Source organism: Polyangiaceae bacterium (assembly GCA_020633205.1).
In the GTDB taxonomy this organism is placed as follows: domain Bacteria; phylum Myxococcota_A; class Polyangia; order Polyangiales; family Polyangiaceae; genus JAHBVY01.
The window spans coordinates 946,175-968,061 of the sequence record JACKEB010000011.1 but is presented as its reverse complement, the minus strand read 5'-3'; the positions used below and the strand labels follow the sequence as shown (position 1 = coordinate 968,061).

Here is a 21,887-nt window from a genome sequence, read left to right as displayed (position 1 = left end):
ACTTCTCGCGGGTTTGGGGGTGAGGCGCGCCGCTGCTCAATCACTCACTAGCGCCAGCTGCCACGGGCGCCTGATCCGGAAGCCACTGGTGCCCAAGGCGTACCTGGATCTTCGGGTGCTGCTCCACCAACTGCTTGAGCCACTTGAGGCTCTCACGGTTGGTCGCTTGATCTGCCGTAAAGGAACCGGGCTCCACGCCGTGCTGCCAGCCCCAAGCCGTGTGACACGTATCCCCAACCATCAGCACCGGCCCGCGCGTCGTACGCGCCAGATATGCAGTGCTGCCGCTCGTGTGACCCGGCACCTGCAGCGCAAAGAAGCTACCATCGCCGAACACGTCGACCACGCCCCGAGTATCCTTAGGGAAATTCCATTCGCGCACCGGCGGGCGCCCTGCGAGCGCTTCGTCAGTGATGCCCGCAGTGAACGCATGGGAGAACTCTCGTCCCCGCGTCTCACCCTTTCCGGCGTAGACGGGCACATCCTGGGGGATGTCTGGGAGGCCCTCGATATGGTCCGTGTGCATATGAGTGAGAAAGACACCGCTGAGCGGCTGCGACTGCTTGGCGAGCCAGGTGCGCATGTCGAGCTTCACCTGGATGCGCTCGCGGTGCATCACGTCCCCCACCAAGCCACCGAGTAAGGAGCTCTCAGGCTGATTGGCAAGAGCCCACTCGACCCCCGAGTCGACCACGAACAGCCCAAACTTTGGGTGCCGCACGGAATAGAAGAAGATCTGAATTGGCTCGTCTCGGTCGCTGAGTCCCGCCGCTCGAGCCTCGGGCGCGTCCAGGTTGAGCAAGCCGCTCAGGGGCACCTCCCAATCGGCCGCGACGAAGGTCTCGAACTCGATGGGCCCCGGTTGGTCGACATCCGCCAAGAGAGCGTCGTCCGACGCGGTCACCCCGAGGTCCGACGGTTCCACCGCGTGGCTGGACGCAGGCAGGCCAACCACGGCTAGCGTGGCTGAAAACAAGGCGATCCCGGTGATCACTCCAAACAAGACGCGACGCCGACGAGTCATGGCAGAAGCCTAGCCATCTGGAATTGGATGCAAATCGATAAAGATTGCATACTGTTATCCGTAAATGGATATCCCGTGGGAGGACGTTCGCACCTTCCTAGCAGTGGCCGAGAGCGGCAGCATCAGCGCCGCCGCCCGTCTGCTTCGTCTAGGGCAACCAACGGTGAGCCGCCACCTAGCAACTCTGGAGGAGCACCTAGGCTACCCGTTGTTCGACCGCAGCGCGCACGGTGTGAAGCTTACGAGTCGCGGAACTCAGCTGTTAGAGCCAGCGCAGCGCATGGCGGAGTGGGCGGGGGTGCTCACGTCGCGCGCGGAAAGCCGGGACCAAGAGCCAGCAGGCGTCGTGCGCATCACGGCACCCCCGGGGCTGGCATACGGCTTCCTTGCTCCGTTCGCCGCAGATTTGAGAACGCGTTGGCCAGAGCTGCAGCTGCATGCGTTGGCGAGTGTCCAGTATGCGGATCTCGTGCGGCGTGAAGCGGATCTCGCGTTGCGTTGGAAGGCGCCCGAGCACCGTGACCTCGTCTCGTTTGCGACGCTGACGCACCACACCGCCGCGATGGCCACTCCGGAGTACGCAGCTTCCTTGCCGAAAGGCTATGGACTGGCAGATGTTGGATGGATCGGTTGGGCGCCGCCATTCGACCACGTGGTGCCGAACTCAATACTGTCTGAGCTGATCCCAGATTTCCGCCCGGTTTTTGCAAGCGATGACTACCTGGTCCAGCTTCGGGCCGCCCAATGCGGCATTGGAGGCATCTTCCTGGGCCGGGTAGAGCATCGCTACCTGCGTCAGGACATGTTTGTGGAACTCGACCTGGATCTGGGAGAGCACGCCGAGAGCACCTTGCACCTCGTGGTCTCGAAGAGCGCTCTCGACGTACCGCGCATCCGCTTCGTCGCCGAACGGCTAGCGGCGGAGCTCGCTGCTACCCGATGTTGGTGAACCAGCTGCTCGCCGTCGACTAGCGCGGGGGCGCGACGATCTGCTCGCAACCGAGTTCGATGCTTACCGAACCGCCCAGGTTCTTCACCCGGTCGCAGGACGCGGGACAGAGCGTGATCTTGGTCGGGTTCGCCGGGTCGTCGTAGTACCAACCGGGTTGGCCCTGGCACTGCGACACATCATTTACGCGCGGAAATACTTCCTCAGGGCTACCGTCCGGCGTGTAACGCACGTTCAGCTTGTCGGGGTCCGCCTCGCCCTCGGTGGGCGTCGGCATCAGGTACTCACAGCCGAGCGCCTGGCCGCGGATCTCGTTCATGGCGTCCAAGAAGTCTTGGCTGCCGGTCGCGGTGTCCACGACGATGGCCTTCTGGCTGCCGCCTGCGGCGGCGATCGCGTCGAGAGCCGCAATGTCGCCGATGCCAATGGCATAGGTCTCGACCGACGGCGTCTCGGCCAGCGCCGCGGCCGCCACGGCAGCGATTTGCGGGATGCCATCTTCGCAGCGACTTGGCACACCGTCGCTCGCTAAGACGATGATCACCTTGCGATCCGGATGCTGCTTGGCGTAGGCGGTGGTGGCGATGGCCGCGCTCTGGAGCGCCGGCATGGTGGGGGTGTCGCCGCCAGGCGAGGTGCCGTTCATCGCGTTGACGATGCCCGCGGCAGCGCCAGGCAGGGTGTTGAACGGAACCGCCGGGGGCAGGAAGCCGTTCGGGTCGCACATCTCGCAGAAGCCACCGTTGTTGGTGCAGCTATTTCCGCACGGCGCGAAAATCGGACACGTCGGCTCAGTCGGAGAGGGGAAGAATTGTAGGCCGATGCCGACGCCATCGGAGTCCGGGCTCTGCACGAAGTCGGTGAGCGCTCCGACGACGGCGGTCCAGCTTGGACCATCCATCGAGCCTGAGCGATCGAGCATCACGTACATATCGAGGGGGATCTGCTTGCCGCCGTAGTTGTCCGCGGCGCAGGCGTCTTGGCCGGAGCCACCGCTCGCGCCGCTGCCGCCGTTGGCGTCCACGAAGGATGAGCCGCCGAAGTTGTCTCCGCCGCTGCTCGAGCCGCCGTTCTCGAAGCCACCGATGCTGCTGCCACCGTTGCTGGCTGAGCCACCGTTGTTGCCGACCTGGCTACCACCACCACCCGTGGGGCTGCACGCACCAAACTGCGACGCGAGGGCCACCACCCCGAAAACCGCGCCCAAGCGCACCGCATTGATACGGCGACGTTTCGCCGGGTTGCCGCCCTGGGTTGAGGCAAGCTCCAACTGTTTCCGCGAGGTGCTAAGCTTCGACATGGCGACCGTAGTTTAGCGGATAGCCAGCTGAGTCGCCTGTGCCTCGCGCAGATATGAGCCGCGATTTCGTTGAGGCTTGAAGTTTTGTCGGCAGCACCACCGACCACACCGTGTGGGTGCGCCGCCTACTGGGCGACGGGCTTGAATAGCGCCAAAGCTTGCCTCAACAAGGGACGCGCGTCGGACACCTGAACATCCAAGCTGCCTCGCACCAGACCGTCGAGGTCCCGCACCTTCAGAGAACCGCGCGGCAAAGCCAGGCCTGCCAGTTTCAACATGGGTTCGTCTTCCAGTGCTCGCAGGCGGTCCGCGATGGACGCACAACGCAGCTCGTCATCGCACCGCACCGCGAGCTCGACACGCAGGCTTGGAGAGAAGTCGGCGCTGAGTGCGGCTGCCCTCACCCCCGGAAACCAAGGCAGATCCCAGATGGCGCTGAGGAGGAGCGTTCCATTCACGCCCACGATTTCCCGTAGCAACCGATGCTGCTCCGACTTTCTCACATTGGGTGCGCTGCGGTTCGCAGCGGCGACCATCTGAGGGAGGTAACTGGTTGGAGCCCCCAACAAGAGGCCGTCGTCTCGCAACGCGACGACGCCCGTTTGCCCCTGCGCGTCGGGGCCGGCGCCAAGACGCAGAAACTCTGCGTCCCGCTCGCGGTGCAGCTGCTGTCCCCGCCGCGCCAAGGACTCGCGCACGCAGCTCTCGATCTCGACAGCCTTGAAGCCTCCGCTGAACGCCGCTCCGAGCACTCCCACGTCTTCGGCGTGCTCCAGGCGAGGCATGGCCACGGCAACTCGCGCCGCGTGCCCAACCACCGTCTGACAATCGCCAGCCGGCAGCGCCGCACCGCCGGATTCGTCGAGCAGCTGGCGCCCAAGCTCGCTGTGTCGCATGCGCTCGAGGTTTGCGGTCAGCACCACCGCTGAATTCTCCGGTAGCGCGACGATTGGGTCCGGATACGTAGGCGGGGGTGGAGGCGCAGAGCGTGCGTAAACCAGCGCAGCCAAAGCCGAGCTGTACACGAAAGCCGCCAGCTTGTTGAACCCGTGAGGTGTCATGCAGGGCGGCGACGACGTCGCATCCAGACGGCCAGCGCCGCAAGCAGCATCCAACTTTGCTTGGGTGAACGGGAACTCGCGCGACACCCGCACCCCGCGTCCGATGCGGGTAGGCGACACTCCCCACTAGAACACTTGGCGCCCTCGGAGCAGTCCCCATCGCTCGCGCAGCGCAACGTGCACGCCGCATTGCGGCAGCTGCCGGCGCCACAGCTCACCTGAACGCGGGCGGGACACTCAGCGCCGTCGCCGGGGCAACTTGCTGCCTGGAGCAAGACGTTAGCACCGGCGCAACTCGCCGCGGCGCATTGCTTCCCCACGGAAGAACCCAGGCACGCGCCGGCGCCATCGCAAGTCGCGCTGCACGTGGTCGCGCCGCACTCTTGGTCGGGGTCCTCGCCTGACGGCACATAGCTACACACGCCCTCCGTGCCGCTGACAGCGCATGATCGGCAGACGCCGTCGCAGCGCGAGTTGCAGCAGTAACCGTCAGCACAGAAGCCCGACTCGCATTGCGAATCGTCGCTGCAGAGGGTCACCGTTGCGGCCTTGCACTCCCCGTTTGCGCAAACCGCACCCGGCGCGCAATGGGAGTTTTCGGTGCAGGTGGTGCGGCAACTGCGGCCATCCAGCTCGCACCCGTAGGCGTTCGGACACGGCGCGGAGGTGCTCGCGGGACAAGCGCTGCCATCGCCGACGCACTCTGCCGCCTCGAACAACAAGCCATCCTCGCAGCGCGCCTGGCGGCACTCGCTTCCGGCTTGGGTCAGGCGACATCCGCCACTGCCGTCGCAGAATCCACCGCAAATAGCGGCGTCCGTCGGACACTCTTCGTTGGGATCCTGTCCGGCCGGGATGAACGAACAAGTGCCGCGCAACCCAGACACCTTGCAGCTCTTGCAGGTGCCCGGGCAGTCGGAGTCACAACACACTCCGTCGGTGCACACTCCTGAGCCGCACTCGCTCGCGGCCGCGCAGTCGCTGCCTTGCGCCTTGATGCAAGTGCCGGCGTGGGCCGCATCGAAGTTGCACGTCGATCCCGACGCGCAGCTGTCCTCACCGCAGCACGCGCCGTCGACGCACTTACGTCCTGAGCAGTCGCTGTCGGAGCCGCAGTCCTTGGTGCAGACAGTCCCAGCACAGCGAAAGCCGGCTTCGCAGTCGCCGTCGCCGCTGCACAGCGCTGCGCGGCAGCTGCCTGAGCCGTTGCAGCCGTAGCCCAAGCAAACTTGCTTTGGATCTTCCGCGACGGGAGCGTTGCTGCAGGTGCCTTCACTGCCGCTCACGTCGCACGCCTGGCAGCTCCCGCTGCACGCCACGTTGCAGCAGTAACCGTCGCTGCAGATCCCGCCTAGGCAGTCTGCCGGGGCACTGCAGGTCTTGGTGCAACGCCCGGCAATACAGTCGTAATCCGCGCGGCAATCTGCTGTGCCTGCGCAGCTCGTCTTGCAGCCCAAGCTCGTGGCATCGCAAGCGAAGCCGACGCAACTGTCCGGCGGTGTCTGGGCGACGCCGTGGCTGCAAACACCGCTCACCTCACACACGTCGTCGGTGCATGGATTGCCGTCGTCACAGCCGACGCTGGCGCAGCTCGCCGCGTAGCTCAGGGTGCGATGATTTGCGGAGTCTGCGATGAAGAGCGTGCCATCGCTGCTCACCCCCAAGCCCACTGGGGTGCGCAGGGAGCGTGGCCCCACACCGCCCTTGTTGGCGGTTCCGGTATCGAACGCGCCGAGCTGGCCAAACACCTGCGTCGCAGAGGAAGCGCTTGTTGCCGTGGAGAAACGCAGCACGCGGTGATTCAGCGAATCGGAGACCAGCAGGTCGCCGCCCAGGCTGAGCAAGCCTTGAGGGTAGCTGAAGCGATTCGCCGCGATGCCCGAGCCGTTGGAGGCGAAGTCTGATTGGCCCCAAACCGCGTTGGCCACGATGTTGCCGGCCAAGCTGTAGCGCAACACCCGGCGGTTCGTGGTATCCGCGATGAACAGCGAACCGGAGCCGTCCAGCGCGACGTCCGCGGGGCCGTTCAGCGTCGCCGGGCCCACACCGCCGAGGTTAGCGGTGTTCGTGGTTAGAGAGAACTGACCCCAGACCTTGTCCGCTGTTCCACTTCCGGGTGGAAATTTGAGCACGCGGTGATTCCCACGGTCAGCCACGTAGAGCTCGCCGCTCGAGGAGACGGCGAGCCCGGTCGGTTGATTGAGCCGGTCTGCCGCGACGCTAGGAGTCACACTGGAGAAGTCCGCTTGCCCGACCACGCGCGTCGCCGTGGTGGAGTTCCCGTCAAAGAACAGCACGCGGTTATTCTGGGTGTCCGCCACGAACAATCCCGCGGGCTGGCCAGCATCCCCAGTGAAGTAGGCGAGCCCTTGAGGCGCGCGCAGCGAGCCCGCAGACACCCCGCCGTTGTTCTCCAGGCCTTGGGTGAAGTCGCCGGCCTGACCATAGACCCGATCCGCCGTTGTACTTCCCGCGGGGAAATGCAGCACGCGAGAGTTACTGGTGTCAGCGACGAACAAGCTGTCGTCGTCGGCAACGCTCAGCGCGAACGGCGCCGCCAAGCTATCCGCGGAGCGCCCACCCTTGTTGAAGGTCGCGGTGTCAAAGGCACCCGCCTGACCGTAGACTCCGGTCGCCTCAGCGTCGGCGACCACCGCACTCGACTCGCTGCCGACTGTTTCTTCTTCGTGGCTGCTCGAACAGGCAACGAACGCCGCAAACAGCGACATCCAAACCAGCGGCCGCCGCACGCCCCCGCTACGCACTGCCCGGACCATCGCACGTAGCCTACGCCGGCGTTTGTCAGTAGTCAGCTGCTGACCGCGACTTCAGCGATCGCTCGCGCGACGCCCGTCCGCCATGCGTCGCCCTTCCGGCCGCGGTGGAAACACTCGGCGGTCGAGGGGGCTGCGGCGCAAGACCAGCGAACGCTTGCCGTAGCGTTCTTGAAACAGCTCCCTTAGCTCCGCGATGGAATCCACCCGATGCAGCTGAATTTCTGCGGCGTGCTCATCGCACAGCGACAACAAGCGGTCCTCGATCAACACCCGCCGCGTCTTGTCCCCGCCTTGCTTGCTCTCCGCTTCGGGAGCAGCGGCTAGGGTGGGTGCGCCAAGGCCGTCCGTCTCCGACGACGCCAAAGCGCTGCAAATCTCACAGGGTCTGCCGGACATCGGACCAGCGTTGGAGGATCTCTCGCGCTTTGGCCAAGTTTTTGGGGGTGAGAAAGCGCCGAAAAGTCAGCGACAAGGCTCGGCGCGGCGCAGCCCAACGCAGAACGACTTCATCGCCCCAGCGCCGCGCCCGACTTGCGGGGATCTGCGGCGCCCACCTTGCGCCCCTTCTCGATCGCGATCAGCTGAACAGCGCTCGTCGTGAAGGGCATTGTCCCGACGATTTCGCCGCGCGCCTCGAGGTCCTCCCAGAGCGACTTGGGGGCACCCTTCTCGAGCGCGATGTACCATTTCCCCGGGGGAACATAGAAGCGCTGCCCGGAGACCAACCTTTGTGGGTCGACGCCAAACGCCAAGCGCGCCAGCACCAGCTGCGTCACGTTGGTGGCGATGGTCGTGCCACCGGAGCCACCGATGCCCAGCACCGGCACACCGTTCTCGACCACAATCGTCGGCGTCATGCTGCTCACCGGGCGTGCTCCGGGCCGCGCGCGGTTCGGAGACTGTTTCATGCCGAACGCCGCGACGTCTTTGTTCGCAGTGAAGTCGTCCAGCTCGTCGTTCATCTGGACTCCACTATTCGTCGCGGTGAGCTTCGCGCCGAACAAGCGGTTCACGGTCGTGGTCAGAGAAACCATGTTGCCAGCTGCGTCGCTGGTCACCAGATGATGCGTGCCGTGCTCCTCGAGGCCAAAGCGCGGGATGTTGTGGGTCCGATGGAGCGAGATCTTCTTGCGGCGCACCTGCATGCGGGCGGCGCTCATCAGCTTCTCCACGTCGTACTTCTCGAACGCTGGATCCCCAAGGTAACGCGCACGGTCGGCGAACGCACCACGCATCGCCTCGGCCAGCAGGTGCTGATAGGCACCCGTGTCGCGCCCGAGCTTCACTAGCTCGGGCTTCTTGAACAGCCGCAAGGCTTCGATCAGCATCATGCCGCCGGCGCTCGGCGGCGGCATCGTATACACCTGATAGCCTTCCCAGGTGGCGCTGAGGGGCTTGCGCTCGATAGGCTTGTACGCCTTCAGGTCTTCCAGGCTCAAGGCGCCGCCAGCCGCCTTGACGCTGCTGACCATGTCCTCGGCGATGGGGCCCTGGTAGAACGCTTCTGGGCCATGCTCCGCGATGGCCTCCAGCGTGGCCGCCAGCTTGGGGTTCTTCAAGAGGTTGCCCTGTGCGGCTGGTTTTCCGTTCGGATAATATACGGCAGCGATGCCAGCGTCCTGAGTCAACGTCTTGGCGCTTTGAGCGAGCATCTTCGCCAGGTGGCTCTCAACGGGGAAGCCCTTCTTTGCCGCACGGATTGCGGGCTCCACGACCTGCTTCCAGGTGCGCTTGCCATACTTCTTGTGCAGCATGTAGAGGCCGGCTACCTCACCAGGCACGCCGACGTATTTGCCACGCTGGTCCCACGCCAAGGGGCGACTTTCGAAGGCGGCTGCATCTACGGCTTTTGGCGCCACCTCACGGAAATCGAGCAGGTAGGTGGTTTTGGTGTTCGCGTCCCAAACCAGCGCGAACCCTCCCCCCCCGATCCCGCTGGAAGTTGGACTGGCGACCCCCGCGACGAGCACCGCGGTGACCGCAGCGTCCACAGCGTTCCCGCCGGCTTGCATCTGCGCGAGCGCCTCCTGAGCCGCCAGCTTGTTCTCCGAGCTGACCACATTGCGACCTGCGTTCTGAGCGACGCCGGAACTCGACCAGCACAAGGCAACTGCCAGGCACAGCAACGCGAAGAGTCGGTGCGGGGGTTGAGAAGGCCTAGAACGCCGAGCCAGAGTCGGGATCCGGTGGAGGACGGTGTCGTGGGTGCTTGCCATCATGATTGCCAGCTGTAGATAGGGAGCCTACACCCTCTTCACCACCTCTCGAGCGCGAAGCCAACGGCCTCGCGCCAGTCGCTGAAAGACAGGTATCGCGTGCGCTTGCTGTTTGTGATGGATCCCGCCGAATCCATGTCTCACGACAAGGACACGAGCTTCGCGTTCATGCGCGGCGCTCGCGCGCTGGGGCATACGTGTTTGCACTGTCTTCCCCGCAACATCGGCCATCAAGGTCGTGATTTGTTTGCGGACGTGCGGCCCATCAGCGTCAGCGAAGAGGCCTCCCACGTGAGCATCGGAGGACCCGAAACGGTGCAGCTTGCGGACCTCGATGCGGTGTTCATCCGTAAGGATCCTCCGTTCGATGTGGACTACCTGCACCTCACACAGCAGCTGGATTTGGTGCGCGATCAGACGTTGGTGGTCAACGACCCGCGCGGACTGCAGGCAGCAAACGAGAAGCTGTTTGCCTTCCAGTTCGCACACCTGATGCCGAAGTCTCTGGTGACGAGCGATCGGCAACGCATCCTCGACTTCGTCACCGAAGTCGGTGGTCAAGGGGTGATCAAGCCGCTGGACGGCGCGGGCGGCATGGGTGTGCTCTCGCTCACGTCGTCGGACCGCAATGCGCGCGCCATCGTCGACGTGCTGACTCACGAGGGTAAGCAGCTCGCCCTGGTGCAGGAGTATCAGCCTGCGGTGCGAGAAGGGGACAAGCGCGTCCTGCTGCTGGACGGCAAACCTCTCGGCGCAATCCTACGCGTCCCTCGGGAAGACGACATTCGCGCGAACATCCACGTGGGTGGCACCGTCAAGCCAACGGAGCTGAGCCAGGCGGAGCAGGCCCTCGTCGCTGAGGTGGGGCCCGTCTTGAGCAAGCTCGGCTTGTACTTCGTTGGGCTCGACCTAATCGGCGGCAAGCTGATCGAGGTCAACGTCACCAGCCCAACGGGAATTCAAGAACTTGCACGCCACCTAGGTCGCCCGGTGGAGCAAGACGTGATTCGCTGGGTTGAAGCCAATCGACGCTGACGCCCGAGGGGCGGCTCGCCTCACATCGCGCTGACGGTGATGAAATCACCCGGCTCGTCGAACGCTTCATCCATGCTCTCGCCTTCGTCGAGCACCTTGTCGCGGTCGCGATCCTTCTCTTTGATCTCGACGACGAACTCGAGGGCGATGTTCGCCTGCTCGGTGGTTCTGAAGCCGATATCGAACCCGGTGATGCCAGCGATCACCGGCGGCACGTACTTGTCGGTCAGCGGCGTGTTGTGGGTGCGGTTACCCATGTGGAACGCGTGATTCGCGAACGTCGCGGGTCCCATCACGTTGTCTTCGTCAGGCGGAGGCGGGGGCACTTGCAAGATGATGTTCATCACCGCGGCCAGGTCTGTAGTGACCTCCGTCATGTCGTCGAAGGTGAACGTCCCTCGCAAGCGAGAAGCCTCCCCCGCGCTGCTGGGCTTGAGTTCACGGTAGAAGTCGATACCTGAGAGGTTCGGCGCGACTTCGCCGCGCTCCGCGTCGACCACCTGCAGTCCAGGCCAGTAACGCCCAAACTCGTTCCACGGGTCGAGCAACAGCTCGATGGTGTGCGTCTGATCATCGAGGTTGCTGATCACCCAAGTGACCTGAACCTCGTAGTCATCCGGAGTAACGCTCGGGTAGCGCTCGTAGGGATCGATGCGATTTTGGCGACCGCTCTGGCGTTCGGTCTGGGTCGACTTGCGAACGGGCAAGCGCACCGGCAGCTTCACTTCGTAAAGCTGGGTCTCGCCATCATCAAAGATCGGCGCAACGTCGGGAGTCATGCCGACTTGCTGCGGGTTGAGGGTGCGCGTCTCTTCCTCGTTGCCGCAACCCGTGATCGCCAGGGCGCCCACCAACACGAGGCCCGTAGCCCACGCCGCGGAGGCGCGTGCCCCCGCCAAGGGGGTTTGGGGGTGAGAGCGCAACGCTTTGATATTCCAAGCAATCATTGAAGTTCTCTCCCGCGACCAGCGCCGCGAAACGCCTTAAGAATCAAGCAATGCGAAGTCGATGCCAGCGAGCGCTTCACTTCTTCTTCGCACTTGGCCGGAAGCTCCACGAGTAGTTCGCTCCCGTGGGCTTGTCCGCCGTGGGGAAACTCAAGCGGCGCACCTGGCGCAGGATGCAGCTGGTGACGCGCGGACCCACGGAGCCGCTCACGTTAGCCGAGCTGACGCTGCCGCCTGGAGTGATCGAGAAGCTGGCTGCGGCGCCGCCTTGAAGCGTGGGCTCGCGTGCAAGTGCTGAGTCGTAACACGCGCGGAATGCACCGTAGCGGGAGTTCATCACCGAGGCGATCTGCTGAGGTGTCAGCCCCTGCCCGGTCTTCTTTCCGCCGCCCTTGCCTTCAACGTCACGCTCGCCGCCGCCACGCCCGCTGCCGGCCCCGGTTCCGTCACCGCTGCCGCCCTTGCCGTTGCCGCCAGTTCCCTTACCGCCAGGTCCGCCACGACCGGTGCCATAGCCGCCACCCTTACCCGGCCCCCAGCCCGTGTCGAGAGTTCCGGATCCGTACGGAACCCCGCCGGGGCCATCACCGCCACCGCCGGACCCGCTGCCCTTGAGGCCGAGTCCAGGTCCCTTCCCGAGCACGATGTCGTTGGACCCAAGGCCACCGAGCGCATCTGCGACGGAGCTGATGGTGCCGAGGGTCTTCTGTACTTCAGCGCCGACTTCGCTCGAGAGCACCTCGCTCATGCCGCCCAAGCCGGGCTTGGGCTCGCCGGGCATGCGGGTCTCGTCCGCCTCCCCTTGCTTGCCGAGCTTGCCCTCAGCGCCAGCGATCTTCTTGCCGCCGCCCTGGTCCTTCTTGTCCTGAGCTCCCGGGTCTTTCACGCCGGAGCCCTTGTCCTGCCCCTCTTCGTTGCTGACTTCGGGCTTCGTTTCTTCTGGTTCCTCCTCCTTCATGTTGAAGCGGAGGAGCAGCTCTTTACGATCCGTAAGCTCGATTGGCTTCGGCACCGCGGGCGGCGTGGCGAGGCGCCAGGCGATCACCAAGAACCCGACGACGCTCATGGCCGCGAAGATGAACGCGACCAGCAGCACCCACGGAATGATCAAGCTTCCGCGTGGTGCAGCTGACGTCTCCGTGAACTGAAAGAAGATCGAAAACGAGCCGTACTGCAGCAGCCCGTAGTCCCCAGCAACAATCGGCACGGGTGCGCCGCTGCGACCGAGGTCCGCTGGGTTTTCCTGGCGGCCGCGCAGGTACACGACGCCCCCAACGCAGCCTCGGCAATCCAGCTGCCAACCGCCCGCCATGGCCTGGACTGGGGCGTCGGCCATCGGCACGCCGTCGGGCTTCGGCAGAACCGCGCGTTCGTGGTCTCCCAGGACGAACGACTCGCCACCGCCGAGGTCGCGAACCGCCACGACGTTCGTGCCCCAGACCGCCGCAGCGCGCAGCGAGATGGCTGCTCCCGGAGTCCGTCCCTGAGTTGCCATAGGTTGCGTCGTCATGCTTTAGCTCTCGTTACCGCAGGGAAGGATGATGGCGAGTGTAGGAAAGTTCGCGCAGGAACGAACGATGGCCGAGGGCGCCGGCTTCGAACTCCGCGCGGACACGACGCAGGAAGTATTGGATCTGAGGCGACTTGAGGCGACCTTCGACCTCTTGCGGTCCGAAGGTGTAAGTCTTCATGCCTTCGTCGCCCTTCTCGACCTTCTCGACCTTTATCCCCGAAGTGTCTTCGGCCTTTGGGCTGGCCTTTTCGCCTTTGCCCTTGCCTCGCTCCTCGGCCTTCTCAGGTTCGCCTTTCGACTTGTCCTCCGCCTTCTCCTCCTTGGCCGAGGCGTCCTTGCCCTTCTTCTTCTGAGCGGACGCTTGGCTCGGAGTGAGCGAGAGGCCTAGGAACAGCAAAGCTCCTGCCGCAATCAGCTTGCGTTGCATCGCCCTCAGAATAGCCGACCCCTCGCCGTCCGTCAGGCCGAAGCACGTGCGAACTCCGCTTATCAATGTGGCAAAGCCAGCGCCGCCTCGCTCAAATCCTGGGCGCGCCGCAAAGATCGGGGGCGACGACCCGCTGAACACTTGGTTTGTGGGGTCCCACGCCCGCGGCTGCGAAAGCGCGGCTGATGCTGGTCTCACCGAGAATGGACGTCGCGTGATGTAGTTCCTCCGAGCACACAACTACCCCTGAAGACGACCGAGAGCGCTCTATGAGCGTGACACGAGTGCGCAGCCCAAACACCGCACGCGCGAGCGAAGAGTCCGGAGGCGGCAGCCCAAGGCCAGCGCGAGTCCGCGAGGAAACAAGCAGTGTAGACCGAGGCGTAGCTCACCTAGTGAGTGTGCGTCGAACCGCGAACGGCCAGCGACCACGCGCGTCCACGGAGTCGAGCGCGAGAGCCAGTCACCCCTCACCTCACGCAGTCCAAGCTCGCCTGGATGCGTTTCGCAGCTCCTTCGCCGGTCCCTACCTAGTCGACGGTCGACGCGAGTGGGTCGACCCGCACTTCCGTATGAACGGCGGCTACGGGACAAATCCGAGCGAAGCCCTGAAGCGTGCCCGTAAGGTGCTGCCCTCGCAGATCATGACTCGGCTCCAGGGCGCTCTCTTGCTCACTGCAACGGGCAAGGCGACACCCCACACCTTGGTGCGCGTGACCCAAGCGCTGATCGACGCGGGCGCACATCGGGAGTTCGGCGAGGGAGCCGCCGCCATACGCAAGATGATGTGGTCGTATGGCATCGGGGTCGACTGCTCCGGATACTGTCGCCAAGCGTTCATGGCAACCCGCGGAGTCAGTGAAGCCAGCGCCAGAGCGCGCTATGGCATCGGACGCAGCAGCAACGGGTTCGACCCGGACCAGCTCTCACGCTTCCGTAAGGTATCACCCTTGAGTGTACGCGCAGGCGACGTAGGCAAGCTCGGCCTCGGGCGAGACAATCACAAGGTCATCGTGGCGAGTCACGATGTGATCCCCGCCCAAGGAGCCGCGCCCGAGGTCCCTGGGCACGGCCCGCTACCGCAGAGCTTTCACGCAGGCGGGCGAGTGCACATTTTCCAGGTGGACTCTTCATGGGGCGCCGGTCCAAGCGGCAGCGCCAGCGGGGGTGTCGGACGACGAGTGTGGGTCTACAGCGAAGCGAGCGGGCTCTGGGGGAGCTACCACGCGAGCAGTGGGAAACTAGAGACCAGCAGGCTGGGTCCCTACGGATACGAGCTGAATGGCTTCTTCCGTCCGCGCCGGGAAGACTGAAACGCTGTGTTGATTTTGTTCAACGAATCACGGATTCGCTGAACTAGAAGCCCCGCAAGTTGCTCATCAGGCGCTTCGAAATCACGATGCGCTGGATCTGCCCGGTGCCCTCGAAGATGTCGTAGACCTTGATGTCACGAAACCACTTCTCGAGCAGCGCATGATCCTCGGACAACGTACCGTGTGCTCCGCAGATCTCGATCGCGTCGATACATGCTCGAATCGCCGCTTGACCCGCGAGCGCCTTGGACATGCTGGATTCCTTGGCGTTTGGAATGCCTTGGTCAGCCATCCAGACCGCCTTCCAGACCATGATGCGCGCGGCCTCTAGGTTACGATTCACCCGGGCTAGGCGCTCCGCGATCGCAGCGTAGCGTGGGATGGGGCGGCTCAGCTGGTAGTTGTCCCGCACGAAGTCTCGGGCGTACTCATAGGCAGCACGGCCGATGCCGCACGCCATCGCAGCCACTAGCGGACGCGTGTTGTCGAAGGTCTTCATGGCGGTCATGAAGCCTTCCTTCGTCTGATAGCGCTCTTCTCCGCCAAGCAGGTTTTCAACCGGCACGTGACAGTCTTCGAGCACCAGCTCCGCGGTCTCGTTCGCGCGCAGACCGAGCTTGTCTTCGATCTTGCCAACGAAGAACCCTGGGGTACCCCGCTCGACGACGAAGGCGCGATGTCCGGCGCGGCCGAGGGTCGGATCGATGGTCGCGAAGATCACCACCCAGGAGGCGCGACCGCCGTTGGTGATGTAGCACTTGCGGCCGTTTAGGACGTAGTGGTCACCTTCCTTGCGGCAGCTGGTGCGGATGCTGGCGACGTCGCTGCCTGCCCCGGGCTCCGTCAATCCGTAGGCACCCCAGCGCAGCTCGTCGGACATATCGCGAAAGACGCCGAAGAAGCGCTCCCGCTGCTCGGGAGTTCCCGACGATCGCACTGGCGGTCCGCCGAGGCCAGCGCCAGGAACGCTCAGCATGATGGAAGCATCGGCCCAGGCGAGCTCTTCTGCCGCGATCGCCGCAGTTCGATTCCCCGAGGAAGGGCCGCCTTCGGAGCCGGTGGAGCCCTCCGTGAGTTCGGTCATCGTGGAGCTTCCGCCACGCATGCTCGCGCTCATCATGTAGAAGTTGCGCAAGAACTCGAGTGGGATGTCCTTGTTACGGTCCCACTCCAGACTGCTCGGACGGATCACGCTCTTACCGAGACCGCGTAACGCCTCTTTGAGCTGCTTCTGCTTGTCGCTCAGCGAAAACTCGAACATGGCTGAATCCTTCTCGACGTGTCACTCGCCGTGTCGAGTCAAACGAACACGCTCTGGGTTTCGGGGGTTGGGAGGACCAAGGCTGAGTCCAGCTTGCCTCGCACTTCGAGGTTGGCAGCGAGCTGATCCATGTGTTCCGCGGTCAGACCGACCAGAGCCATCTGCTTCGCGTCACGCATCATCTTCTCGACGATCACATCCCGCATGAAGCCAGCGCCACCGTGGAGCTGGACCGCATCATCGGCACAGCGCATCGCTACTTCGTGGGCGTGAGCAACTGCCTGCGCCGTGCGCAACAAGCACTCCTCCTCAGGTCTGCCGCTGTCCCAGCACCAGGCCGCGCGGCGGCAGAGGGCGCTGGCGCTTTCTCCATCCATGTGCCGGTCGGCCAAAGTGAAGGCCACCGCCTGGAAATGACCGATTGGCTTACCGAACGCCTGCCGGATGTCGCAGTACTCGCGTGCCGTCTCGAACGCTGACCGACTGAGACCTACTTGCCGCGCGGCAACTATCAGAGAGTACTTGGCGAACGCCCGTAGGACTGCCCGCGTGAAGGGTTCACCGATGAGATCCGAGACCAATCGCGCCTCGCTGGGGAGCTTCACGCCCTCGAGCTTCAGCGGGCGAAAATCCGCGCAGTCGAGCCCCAACGTGCGGTGGCGCTCTCCGACGCTGAGCCCCGCGGTCCCCCGCGGCACGAGGAACGCGCCAAGCCCGTCCCACCCCGCGGACTCGTCTACTTGAGCGAAGACGATGAATTGTTCTGCCAAGCCGGCGCTGCCGACGAAGCACTTTTCCCCGGTGAGTTCGTAGCCGGAACCTTCTCGCTTCGCGACGCAGCCGAAGCCAGGGCGTTCGCTGAGTGCCTTGCGCTCACTCCAGGCGACAGCACCGAAGCAGCCTTCGCCCTCCAGGGTGAACGGCTTCAAGAGCTCTGGAGCGCGCGACCCGCCAAGCTCCAGCGCAAACAGCGGGAACGCACCAAAGCCGGGCAGGCCAAAGGGAGCTGCGGGATCTCCCAGCGCGAGCTCCTCGTTGATGATCACGCTGGTCAGTAGGCCCAGCGCCTGCCCGCCTGCTTCCTCGGGGAAAGCCGCGAGCCCGAGCTGCATCTCCTGCACGCTCGAACGCACGTCGGCAGGCACTCTCTGAGCCTTCTCGAACTCGCGTGCCCGCGGAGACAGCGTCGTCTTCGCGAACTCGAGCACCGTCTCGGAGATCAGGCGTTGGTCTTCGGTGGGTTCGAAGGAGATCATCTTGCCTCGCTGTCCGGCCGCCCCCAAAAGGCTGACCAACGCAGCCTGTATAGTGGCGCTCCATAGAGCGAGCAAGCACCACGCAGGCCCGATGGAGGGCTCTCGGCAGAGCTGGGCGGGCTCGAGGCGTACCTCACCCCCAAACCCGTGAGCTGCGCTCAATCGGGCTTCGAATCGGAGGGGTTTGACTGAGATGCGGCTGAAGTTGAAGCCGCCGGATCGACAGGCGCGGGGGAGAGGGTCAGGCCTCGGGGCGCAACATGCCTTGGATGGCGGCGCGCAGCATTTGCTTGCGCATGCGACGGGCGCTTTCGCTGAACGGCTCTGAGCCGATGATCATCGACTCGACGTCAGCGACTGCGGGGTAGACCAGCATCAGCCCCATGAGCGCGAACACCGACTGGCGGATGCTGACGTGACCGATCGCCTCTGCTTCCCGCGCCCCCTCCAGCCAGCCAAGCAGCAACACGTAGAAGCGCTCCACCGCGCCCGAGCTCATGCCTGCGTTGTGAACCGCTGAATCTTGAGGGGCGACCATCGCTGCCAGCAAGAGCCGAGCGGCGTCGGGCTGCTCGGAGAAGTGATCGACCAACCGGTCGCTCAGCTCGAGCATCTGCTCTAAGGACTTCTGCTCGGCCCCAAGTAGCGGCTCCATGTGAGCGACGATGCTGGCCACCGTCGCCTCCAGCACCTCTTCCGCGATTTGCTGCTTGTTCCGATAGTGATGGAAGAGTGTGCTCTTATGTAGGCCCACCTCATCAGCCAGCTTTTGCAAGCTGACGCCGTCGAAACCATAACGACTGATCAGGCTCCGCGCTGCCGCGTGGATACGCTCGCGCGAGTTGTCGCTCGACGGCGACCGACCCGACTCGGGCGCCGCGTCGGGAGACTTGGCTGCGCTGAGGCGCGTCACGGATCCAACACCCACTTCGCTCCGGGGCGCGGGCTCAACGTTTCCCTTGAACTCGGCGAGAGCGGCTGAAGACTCTTGGCTGGCAGACATGTATGTCTTTTCCTCCCGGAGACCTTCATCGTCAATCAACTTCCAGCATGATGTTGCAGGACAGAACACATTGTCTCAGCTGGTTGAACCAACTCGATCGTGAGGTTGTGCAACGTTGCGCAACTTGCACAGTTGCTTGCACTGTTATGCGAGACGGAGCGGTCACGCAGCGTGAGAGCGCGCTCCCATGGCTCGCGCGCCGAGCTCGACGACACGGTACAACCACGCGGTACCACCGCTCGGCGAAGCGCCGTCCGGGGGGAGCACGAAGTCGAGCTGAGCCTGATAGGACGGCTGCGTCGGGTCGATGGTGCGGAAGTATGATTGGTCGGTGCCAGGCACATTGCCGAGCTTCTGTCCCAAGCCGTGGAGTAGCCGATCGGCGCGGCGAAACAGCTCCCGCGGGTCCAAATCCAGCGCGCGATAGTGGGGAATCATGCGCATTTGCGTGGCGGCAAACATATCCCCAATGGTTTCGGTGTGAGCCGCGATGCGCTGGCACTGTCTGGCGTCGAGCTTAGCCAAACGCGACGGCAGGTGCATGACGCCAAGGCCGACGTGGCGTGCTTCGTCCTTCTCGATCAGCGGTAGCAGCTCGCTCAGCACCGGCTCGACATTTGCTTCCGCCAGGAAACCAAAGATCGACTGAGCGGTACCCTCGGCCAAGAGCTGCATCGCGAACAGCTTGAGTGTCAGGTCCTCAGCCGAGAGCAACGAGCGAACCGCGGCTTGAAAATACGGGTCCAGAGGCGGAACGGGGACGTGCAGCAACGCCACGTAGTCCCGCAGCACGTAGAAGTGCCGAGCCTCGTCGAAGACCTGGCTCGAGGCCGCCATGCGAGCATCCAGGTCCTCGAGCTGCTCAGCGAGCTCAGCCGAGACGTACCAAGCGGCCAGCTCTCCCCACATCAGCATGCTCATGAGGTGCGCGAGCGCCTCGCGTTTCTCCCGAGACAGCTGGATGCCACCGTGCTTGTGGACTGCCGCGCGGAAAACTTCATGGCCGTCCCAGCTGTCGCGAATCGCGTTGGTGTAGATGCGCCGCAGGCGGTGGGTGCGCTCTTCCGCCAGCGCCAGAGGTTCGTCGATCAGCACCTGTTGCTCCGGCCAGCGCCGGTGCCGACCGAAGCGACTCTTGACCGCCAAACCAAAGACTCGAGACACCGCCGAGGCGACCGCCACCGGCACCTTGAGCTGCTTTCTCACCTGCTTGATCGACGACATCGGCGACTTTCCCCCCGTTTTCACGCCTGGCTGCTGGGCCGGTTCGCTTGATTACTAACCCAAACCAACCGGTTGGCTTGGGGATAGTGCCAGAATTCCCGACCGGGTCAAGGCGCCGCCAGGAACTATGTTTGGATGGTGCGCGAAGAGCCTCTAGAGAGCCGGGTGCGGGCCGTGTTGCTAGCCCACGACGCCGACGCTGCGGTCGTTTTGACCTTGGAGGAACTCGGAGCCGAGGTGCTCGGCTTCTTGGTGGCTCGCCAGAAGTCGCGGGCGGAAGCCGAAGACGCCTTCTCGCTTGCTTGTGAGCGCCTTTGGCAAAGCTTCGATCAGTTCGACTGGCGCTGCAGCCTGAGGAGCTGGTTCTATCGCCTCGCGCGCAACGCTGCCGTCGATCTGATCCGTCAGCGTGGAGTGGTTGGCCGAGGCGCAGTGCCCCTGTCCCAGGCGCCTGAACTACAGGAACTCGCCGCTCGTATCCGCACGGCGACGGCGAGCCACTACGCGAGCGAGCGCAAGCAGGAAGTCATGGCGCTACGTGAGCAGCTCTCTGAAGAAGACCGCGAGCTACTCACCCTGCGCTTCGAGCGTGGAATGTCTTGGGACGAGGTGGTCGAAGTGATCAGCGGCGCTCTGCCGGCAGATGCCAGAACGAAAGAGGCGGCACGCTTGAGGAAGCGCGCCCAGCTGGCGCGGGATCGCCTGCAGAAGCTCGCACGGGAACGTGGACTGCTACCGAACGAATGAGGCTACGCCACCGCCACGGCTGCCAGCTGCCGTTCGAGTGCCTCTGCGGAGGGGCGTTCGAGCGGATCCTTGTGTAGGCAACCAGCGACTAGCTCACAGACCGCTGGCGTTGCCTCAGGGAAAGTATCCTCGAGGCGAAGCGGTTCATCGCGCGCGATCGACAGCATGACGTGCATCGAGTTGGCCCCACGAAAAGGGCGCTCACCGGACAAGAACTCGAAGGCCGTGATGCCCAAGGCGAAGATGTCAGCAGCTGGCGTCAGGCGCTGCCCCAACACTTGCTCGGGTGCCATATAGTGAGGCGTTCCGAGAATGACTCCGCCGCGCGTGGCCACCTGAGTGGTCCAGTCGCTCGCCCCTTGGAGCTCTCTCGCGGGGCTCTTCGTGAACCGTGCGAGCCCGAAGTCGAGCAGCTTGATCTTGCCCCCGTCAGCGACCATCACGTTATCCGGCTTGATGTCCCGGTGGACGAGGTTCTGAAGGTGCACCGCAGCAAGCACGTCGGCAACCTGGCGTAGCATCGAGAGCCGCCGCGGCAGCTCCGGAGCCGTTGGTCGGCGAATTTCTCGGCGCAGCGTGTAACCCTCGATGAACTCCATGGCGATGAACAGGTGACCATCGATCTCACCCGCATCGTACACCCGTGCGACGCCCGGGTGCGCGACCATCAGCCCCCGGCGCGCCTCCCCACGGAAACGCTTTCGAAACTCAAGGTACTGTCGCTCGTCCTTGCCGCCGAGAGCCGTCGGATGGAGCAGCTTGAGCGCCACCGGCGCGCGCGTCTCGCCGTCCATCGCGCGATACACGGCCCCCATGCCGCCAGCCCCCAGTAGCGCTTCAATCTGGTACCTGCCGACGCGTGTGCCGAGCAGAGCCTGAAGACGCGTCGCCGGATCGATGGGGCGCGCGTCGAGCACCTGCGCCAGAAGCGCCCGCTCGCTTGGCGAGAGGACGTCTGCCTCCGTGTCCGGGCCGTCCACCACGAAGGGGAGACTACCCGCTCCCAGCGCGGAAGAGGGGCGAACAAAAACCTCCAGTGGACCCTTCACACCTAGAACCGGCCTGCGTCTGCCTCTCTGGAGGCTTGAAAATGAGCTTAGGTGAATTAGCGACGTCCATCTCGTGGGCCGCTAGCGAATGGTGCGACATTGGTGGCGACCTGCTTTGGGAGCAGGTCTGCCGGGGAGAGTTCCTGATCTCCGGCGTCCCTGGGCCGCCGGGGTATCGGCACGCGATGATTCGCAAGCGCGCGCCCAGCACGCCGCTGAGTGACCTCGAGCGCGATGCGCTGGAGCGCCTGGTGCGAGGATGTCGGCTGGAGCAGGCGTTCGATCTCCGAGTCCCCGTCGGGACCTCGGCGTCGCTGGCTGCGAGGGCGATCCGCAAGTCCGGCGCCGGCTCACCGATCGGCGTACTGAGGACTTGGAGCATCCTGATGTCTCCAGGCTGCGAAGCGCTCCAGCTGCTGTCCGACGCGCTAGTGGTGCGTACCGCCACAGTGCCACTACCGGAAGAAGAGGAGCTCGACTCACGTGAGCTGGAAGTCCTGACCCTGGTACTGGCCGAGCGCTCCAGCGCAGACATCAGCATGTTGTGTGGTGTGTCCCCACGTGCCGTCGCTCGTCAGCTCGCGGCGATTTTCCGCAAGCTGCAGGTATCAGACCGCTATGAGCTCGCTCACCTGGCGTTCATTGGCCGCCACCCTACACAACACGTGCTTTGAACCGAGCACCCCTCGGGTTTGTCGGACCGGGTTTGGTCCCGCGCTACTTCATTCCTTGCGGATATTAAATTGAGACGCTGGCCGGTTGCGTTCCCCGGCCATTTCGCTTCT

General features: G+C 64.3%; 19 protein-coding genes. 5 read left to right on the top strand and 14 right to left on the bottom strand.

Annotation, left to right across the window (positions count from 1 at the left end; translation table 11 throughout):
- Nucleotides 1–40: 40 nt before the first annotated feature.
- Nucleotides 41–1,024, bottom strand: coding sequence for an MBL fold metallo-hydrolase (locus tag H6718_10810; GenBank protein MCB9585878.1), 984 nt, complete (start codon nucleotides 1,022–1,024; stop codon nucleotides 41–43).
- A 64-nt stretch (nucleotides 1,025–1,088) separates the two neighbouring features.
- On the opposite strand from H6718_10810, the gene H6718_10805 reads away from it, so the two are divergent.
- Entirely contained in the window at nucleotides 1,089–1,973 is an 885-nt protein-coding gene (locus H6718_10805; protein MCB9585877.1) for a LysR family transcriptional regulator, read from the top strand.
- A 19-nt stretch (nucleotides 1,974–1,992) separates the two neighbouring features.
- On the opposite strand, the gene H6718_10800 is transcribed toward H6718_10805, so the two are convergent.
- The 5 genes from H6718_10800 to ggt all read right to left on the bottom strand — a co-directional run bounded on the left by H6718_10800 (nucleotide 1,993) and on the right by ggt (nucleotide 9,327).
- Entirely contained in the window at nucleotides 1,993–3,273 is a 1,281-nt protein-coding gene (locus H6718_10800) for a VWA domain-containing protein (GenBank protein MCB9585876.1), read from the bottom strand.
- 125 nt (nucleotides 3,274–3,398) lie between these two features.
- Nucleotides 3,399–4,334 carry a hypothetical protein gene (locus H6718_10795; protein MCB9585875.1) on the bottom strand — a complete coding sequence of 312 codons (936 nt, stop codon included), beginning with the start codon at nucleotides 4,332–4,334 and terminating at the stop codon, nucleotides 3,399–3,401.
- Nucleotides 4,331–7,111: an NHL repeat-containing protein gene (locus H6718_10790; GenBank protein MCB9585874.1), complete on the bottom strand. Its 2,781-nt coding sequence runs from the start codon at nucleotides 7,109–7,111 to the stop codon at nucleotides 4,331–4,333. Before H6718_10790 ends, H6718_10795 begins: the two co-directional genes overlap by 4 nt.
- A 51-nt stretch (nucleotides 7,112–7,162) precedes the next feature.
- Nucleotides 7,163–7,507 (bottom strand): hypothetical protein, encoded by a 345-nt coding sequence (locus H6718_10785; protein MCB9585873.1) that lies wholly within the window; start codon nucleotides 7,505–7,507, stop codon nucleotides 7,163–7,165.
- 110 nt (nucleotides 7,508–7,617) lie between these two features.
- On the bottom strand, nucleotides 7,618–9,327 hold the full coding sequence (gene ggt, locus H6718_10780) for a gamma-glutamyltransferase (protein MCB9585872.1): 1,710 nt from the start codon (nucleotides 9,325–9,327) through the stop codon (nucleotides 7,618–7,620).
- Nucleotides 9,328–9,426: 99 nt separating this feature from the next.
- Here ggt and gshB point away from each other — a divergent pair, with 99 nt between their 5' ends.
- Nucleotides 9,427–10,362, top strand: coding sequence for a glutathione synthase (gene gshB / locus H6718_10775; protein ID MCB9585871.1), 936 nt, complete (start codon nucleotides 9,427–9,429; stop codon nucleotides 10,360–10,362).
- 20 nt (nucleotides 10,363–10,382) lie between these two features.
- Here gshB and H6718_10770 read toward each other — a convergent pair whose 3' ends face one another.
- The 3 genes from H6718_10770 to H6718_10760 all read right to left on the bottom strand — a co-directional run bounded on the left by H6718_10770 (nucleotide 10,383) and on the right by H6718_10760 (nucleotide 13,249).
- Nucleotides 10,383–11,309: a hypothetical protein gene (locus H6718_10770; protein ID MCB9585870.1), complete on the bottom strand. Its 927-nt coding sequence runs from the start codon at nucleotides 11,307–11,309 to the stop codon at nucleotides 10,383–10,385.
- 76 nt (nucleotides 11,310–11,385) lie between these two features.
- Nucleotides 11,386–12,819 (bottom strand): AgmX/PglI C-terminal domain-containing protein, encoded by a 1,434-nt coding sequence (locus tag H6718_10765; protein MCB9585869.1) that lies wholly within the window; start codon nucleotides 12,817–12,819, stop codon nucleotides 11,386–11,388.
- A gap of 13 nt (nucleotides 12,820–12,832) precedes the next feature.
- A complete protein-coding gene (locus tag H6718_10760) occupies nucleotides 12,833–13,249 on the bottom strand; it encodes a hypothetical protein (GenBank protein ID MCB9585868.1) in 417 nt (138 codons plus the stop codon).
- A 395-nt stretch (nucleotides 13,250–13,644) separates the two neighbouring features.
- Between H6718_10760 and H6718_10755 the strand changes: the two genes are divergently transcribed.
- On the top strand, nucleotides 13,645–14,562 hold the full coding sequence (locus tag H6718_10755) for a hypothetical protein (protein MCB9585867.1): 918 nt from the start codon (nucleotides 13,645–13,647) through the stop codon (nucleotides 14,560–14,562).
- A gap of 43 nt (nucleotides 14,563–14,605) precedes the next feature.
- Here the strand turns inward: H6718_10755 and H6718_10750 are convergent, their stop codons facing one another.
- The 4 genes from H6718_10750 to H6718_10735 form a co-directional block, all read right to left on the bottom strand.
- On the bottom strand, nucleotides 14,606–15,823 hold the full coding sequence (locus H6718_10750) for an acyl-CoA dehydrogenase family protein (GenBank protein ID MCB9585866.1): 1,218 nt from the start codon (nucleotides 15,821–15,823) through the stop codon (nucleotides 14,606–14,608).
- 38 nt (nucleotides 15,824–15,861) lie between these two features.
- Nucleotides 15,862–17,079 (bottom strand): acyl-CoA dehydrogenase family protein, encoded by a 1,218-nt coding sequence (locus H6718_10745; GenBank protein MCB9585865.1) that lies wholly within the window; start codon nucleotides 17,077–17,079, stop codon nucleotides 15,862–15,864.
- Between the two features lie 241 nt (nucleotides 17,080–17,320).
- Nucleotides 17,321–18,082, bottom strand: coding sequence for a TetR/AcrR family transcriptional regulator (locus tag H6718_10740; GenBank protein ID MCB9585864.1), 762 nt, complete (start codon nucleotides 18,080–18,082; stop codon nucleotides 17,321–17,323).
- 162 nt (nucleotides 18,083–18,244) lie between these two features.
- Nucleotides 18,245–19,306 carry a ferritin-like domain-containing protein gene (locus tag H6718_10735; GenBank protein MCB9585863.1) on the bottom strand — a complete coding sequence of 354 codons (1,062 nt, stop codon included), beginning with the start codon at nucleotides 19,304–19,306 and terminating at the stop codon, nucleotides 18,245–18,247.
- A 138-nt stretch (nucleotides 19,307–19,444) separates the two neighbouring features.
- Between H6718_10735 and H6718_10730 the strand changes: the two genes are divergently transcribed.
- Nucleotides 19,445–20,053 (top strand): sigma-70 family RNA polymerase sigma factor, encoded by a 609-nt coding sequence (locus tag H6718_10730; protein MCB9585862.1) that lies wholly within the window; start codon nucleotides 19,445–19,447, stop codon nucleotides 20,051–20,053.
- A 2-nt stretch (nucleotides 20,054–20,055) separates the two neighbouring features.
- Here H6718_10730 and H6718_10725 read toward each other — a convergent pair whose 3' ends face one another.
- Nucleotides 20,056–21,102, bottom strand: coding sequence for a serine/threonine protein kinase (locus tag H6718_10725; GenBank protein ID MCB9585861.1), 1,047 nt, complete (start codon nucleotides 21,100–21,102; stop codon nucleotides 20,056–20,058).
- A 41-nt stretch (nucleotides 21,103–21,143) separates the two neighbouring features.
- Here H6718_10725 and H6718_10720 point away from each other — a divergent pair, with 41 nt between their 5' ends.
- Nucleotides 21,144–21,776 (top strand): helix-turn-helix transcriptional regulator, encoded by a 633-nt coding sequence (locus H6718_10720; GenBank protein ID MCB9585860.1) that lies wholly within the window; start codon nucleotides 21,144–21,146, stop codon nucleotides 21,774–21,776.
- Nucleotides 21,777–21,887 lie beyond the last annotated feature (111 nt).

Coding starts and splice junctions, on each gene's coding strand:
- H6718_10785 (MCB9585873.1), bottom strand. CDS start 7,507: ATGTCCGGCAGACCCTGTGAGATTTGCAGCGCTTTGGCGTCGTCGGAG.
- H6718_10805 (MCB9585877.1), top strand. CDS start 1,089: ATGGATATCCCGTGGGAGGACGTTCGCACCTTCCTAGCAGTGGCCGAG.
- H6718_10740 (MCB9585864.1), bottom strand. CDS start 18,082: ATGTCTGCCAGCCAAGAGTCTTCAGCCGCTCTCGCCGAGTTCAAGGGA.
- H6718_10760 (MCB9585868.1), bottom strand. CDS start 13,249: ATGCAACGCAAGCTGATTGCGGCAGGAGCTTTGCTGTTCCTAGGCCTC.
- H6718_10800 (MCB9585876.1), bottom strand. CDS start 3,273: ATGTCGAAGCTTAGCACCTCGCGGAAACAGTTGGAGCTTGCCTCAACC.
- H6718_10765 (MCB9585869.1), bottom strand. CDS start 12,819: ATGACGACGCAACCTATGGCAACTCAGGGACGGACTCCGGGAGCAGCC.
- H6718_10745 (MCB9585865.1), bottom strand. CDS start 17,079: ATGATCTCCTTCGAACCCACCGAAGACCAACGCCTGATCTCCGAGACG.
- H6718_10770 (MCB9585870.1), bottom strand. CDS start 11,309: ATGATTGCTTGGAATATCAAAGCGTTGCGCTCTCACCCCCAAACCCCC.
- H6718_10720 (MCB9585860.1), top strand. CDS start 21,144: ATGAGCTTAGGTGAATTAGCGACGTCCATCTCGTGGGCCGCTAGCGAA.
- H6718_10795 (MCB9585875.1), bottom strand. CDS start 4,334: ATGACACCTCACGGGTTCAACAAGCTGGCGGCTTTCGTGTACAGCTCG.
- H6718_10790 (MCB9585874.1), bottom strand. CDS start 7,111: ATGGTCCGGGCAGTGCGTAGCGGGGGCGTGCGGCGGCCGCTGGTTTGG.
- H6718_10810 (MCB9585878.1), bottom strand. CDS start 1,024: ATGACTCGTCGGCGTCGCGTCTTGTTTGGAGTGATCACCGGGATCGCC.
- H6718_10750 (MCB9585866.1), bottom strand. CDS start 15,823: ATGTTCGAGTTTTCGCTGAGCGACAAGCAGAAGCAGCTCAAAGAGGCG.
- H6718_10735 (MCB9585863.1), bottom strand. CDS start 19,306: ATGTCGTCGATCAAGCAGGTGAGAAAGCAGCTCAAGGTGCCGGTGGCG.
- ggt (MCB9585872.1), bottom strand. CDS start 9,327: ATGGCAAGCACCCACGACACCGTCCTCCACCGGATCCCGACTCTGGCT.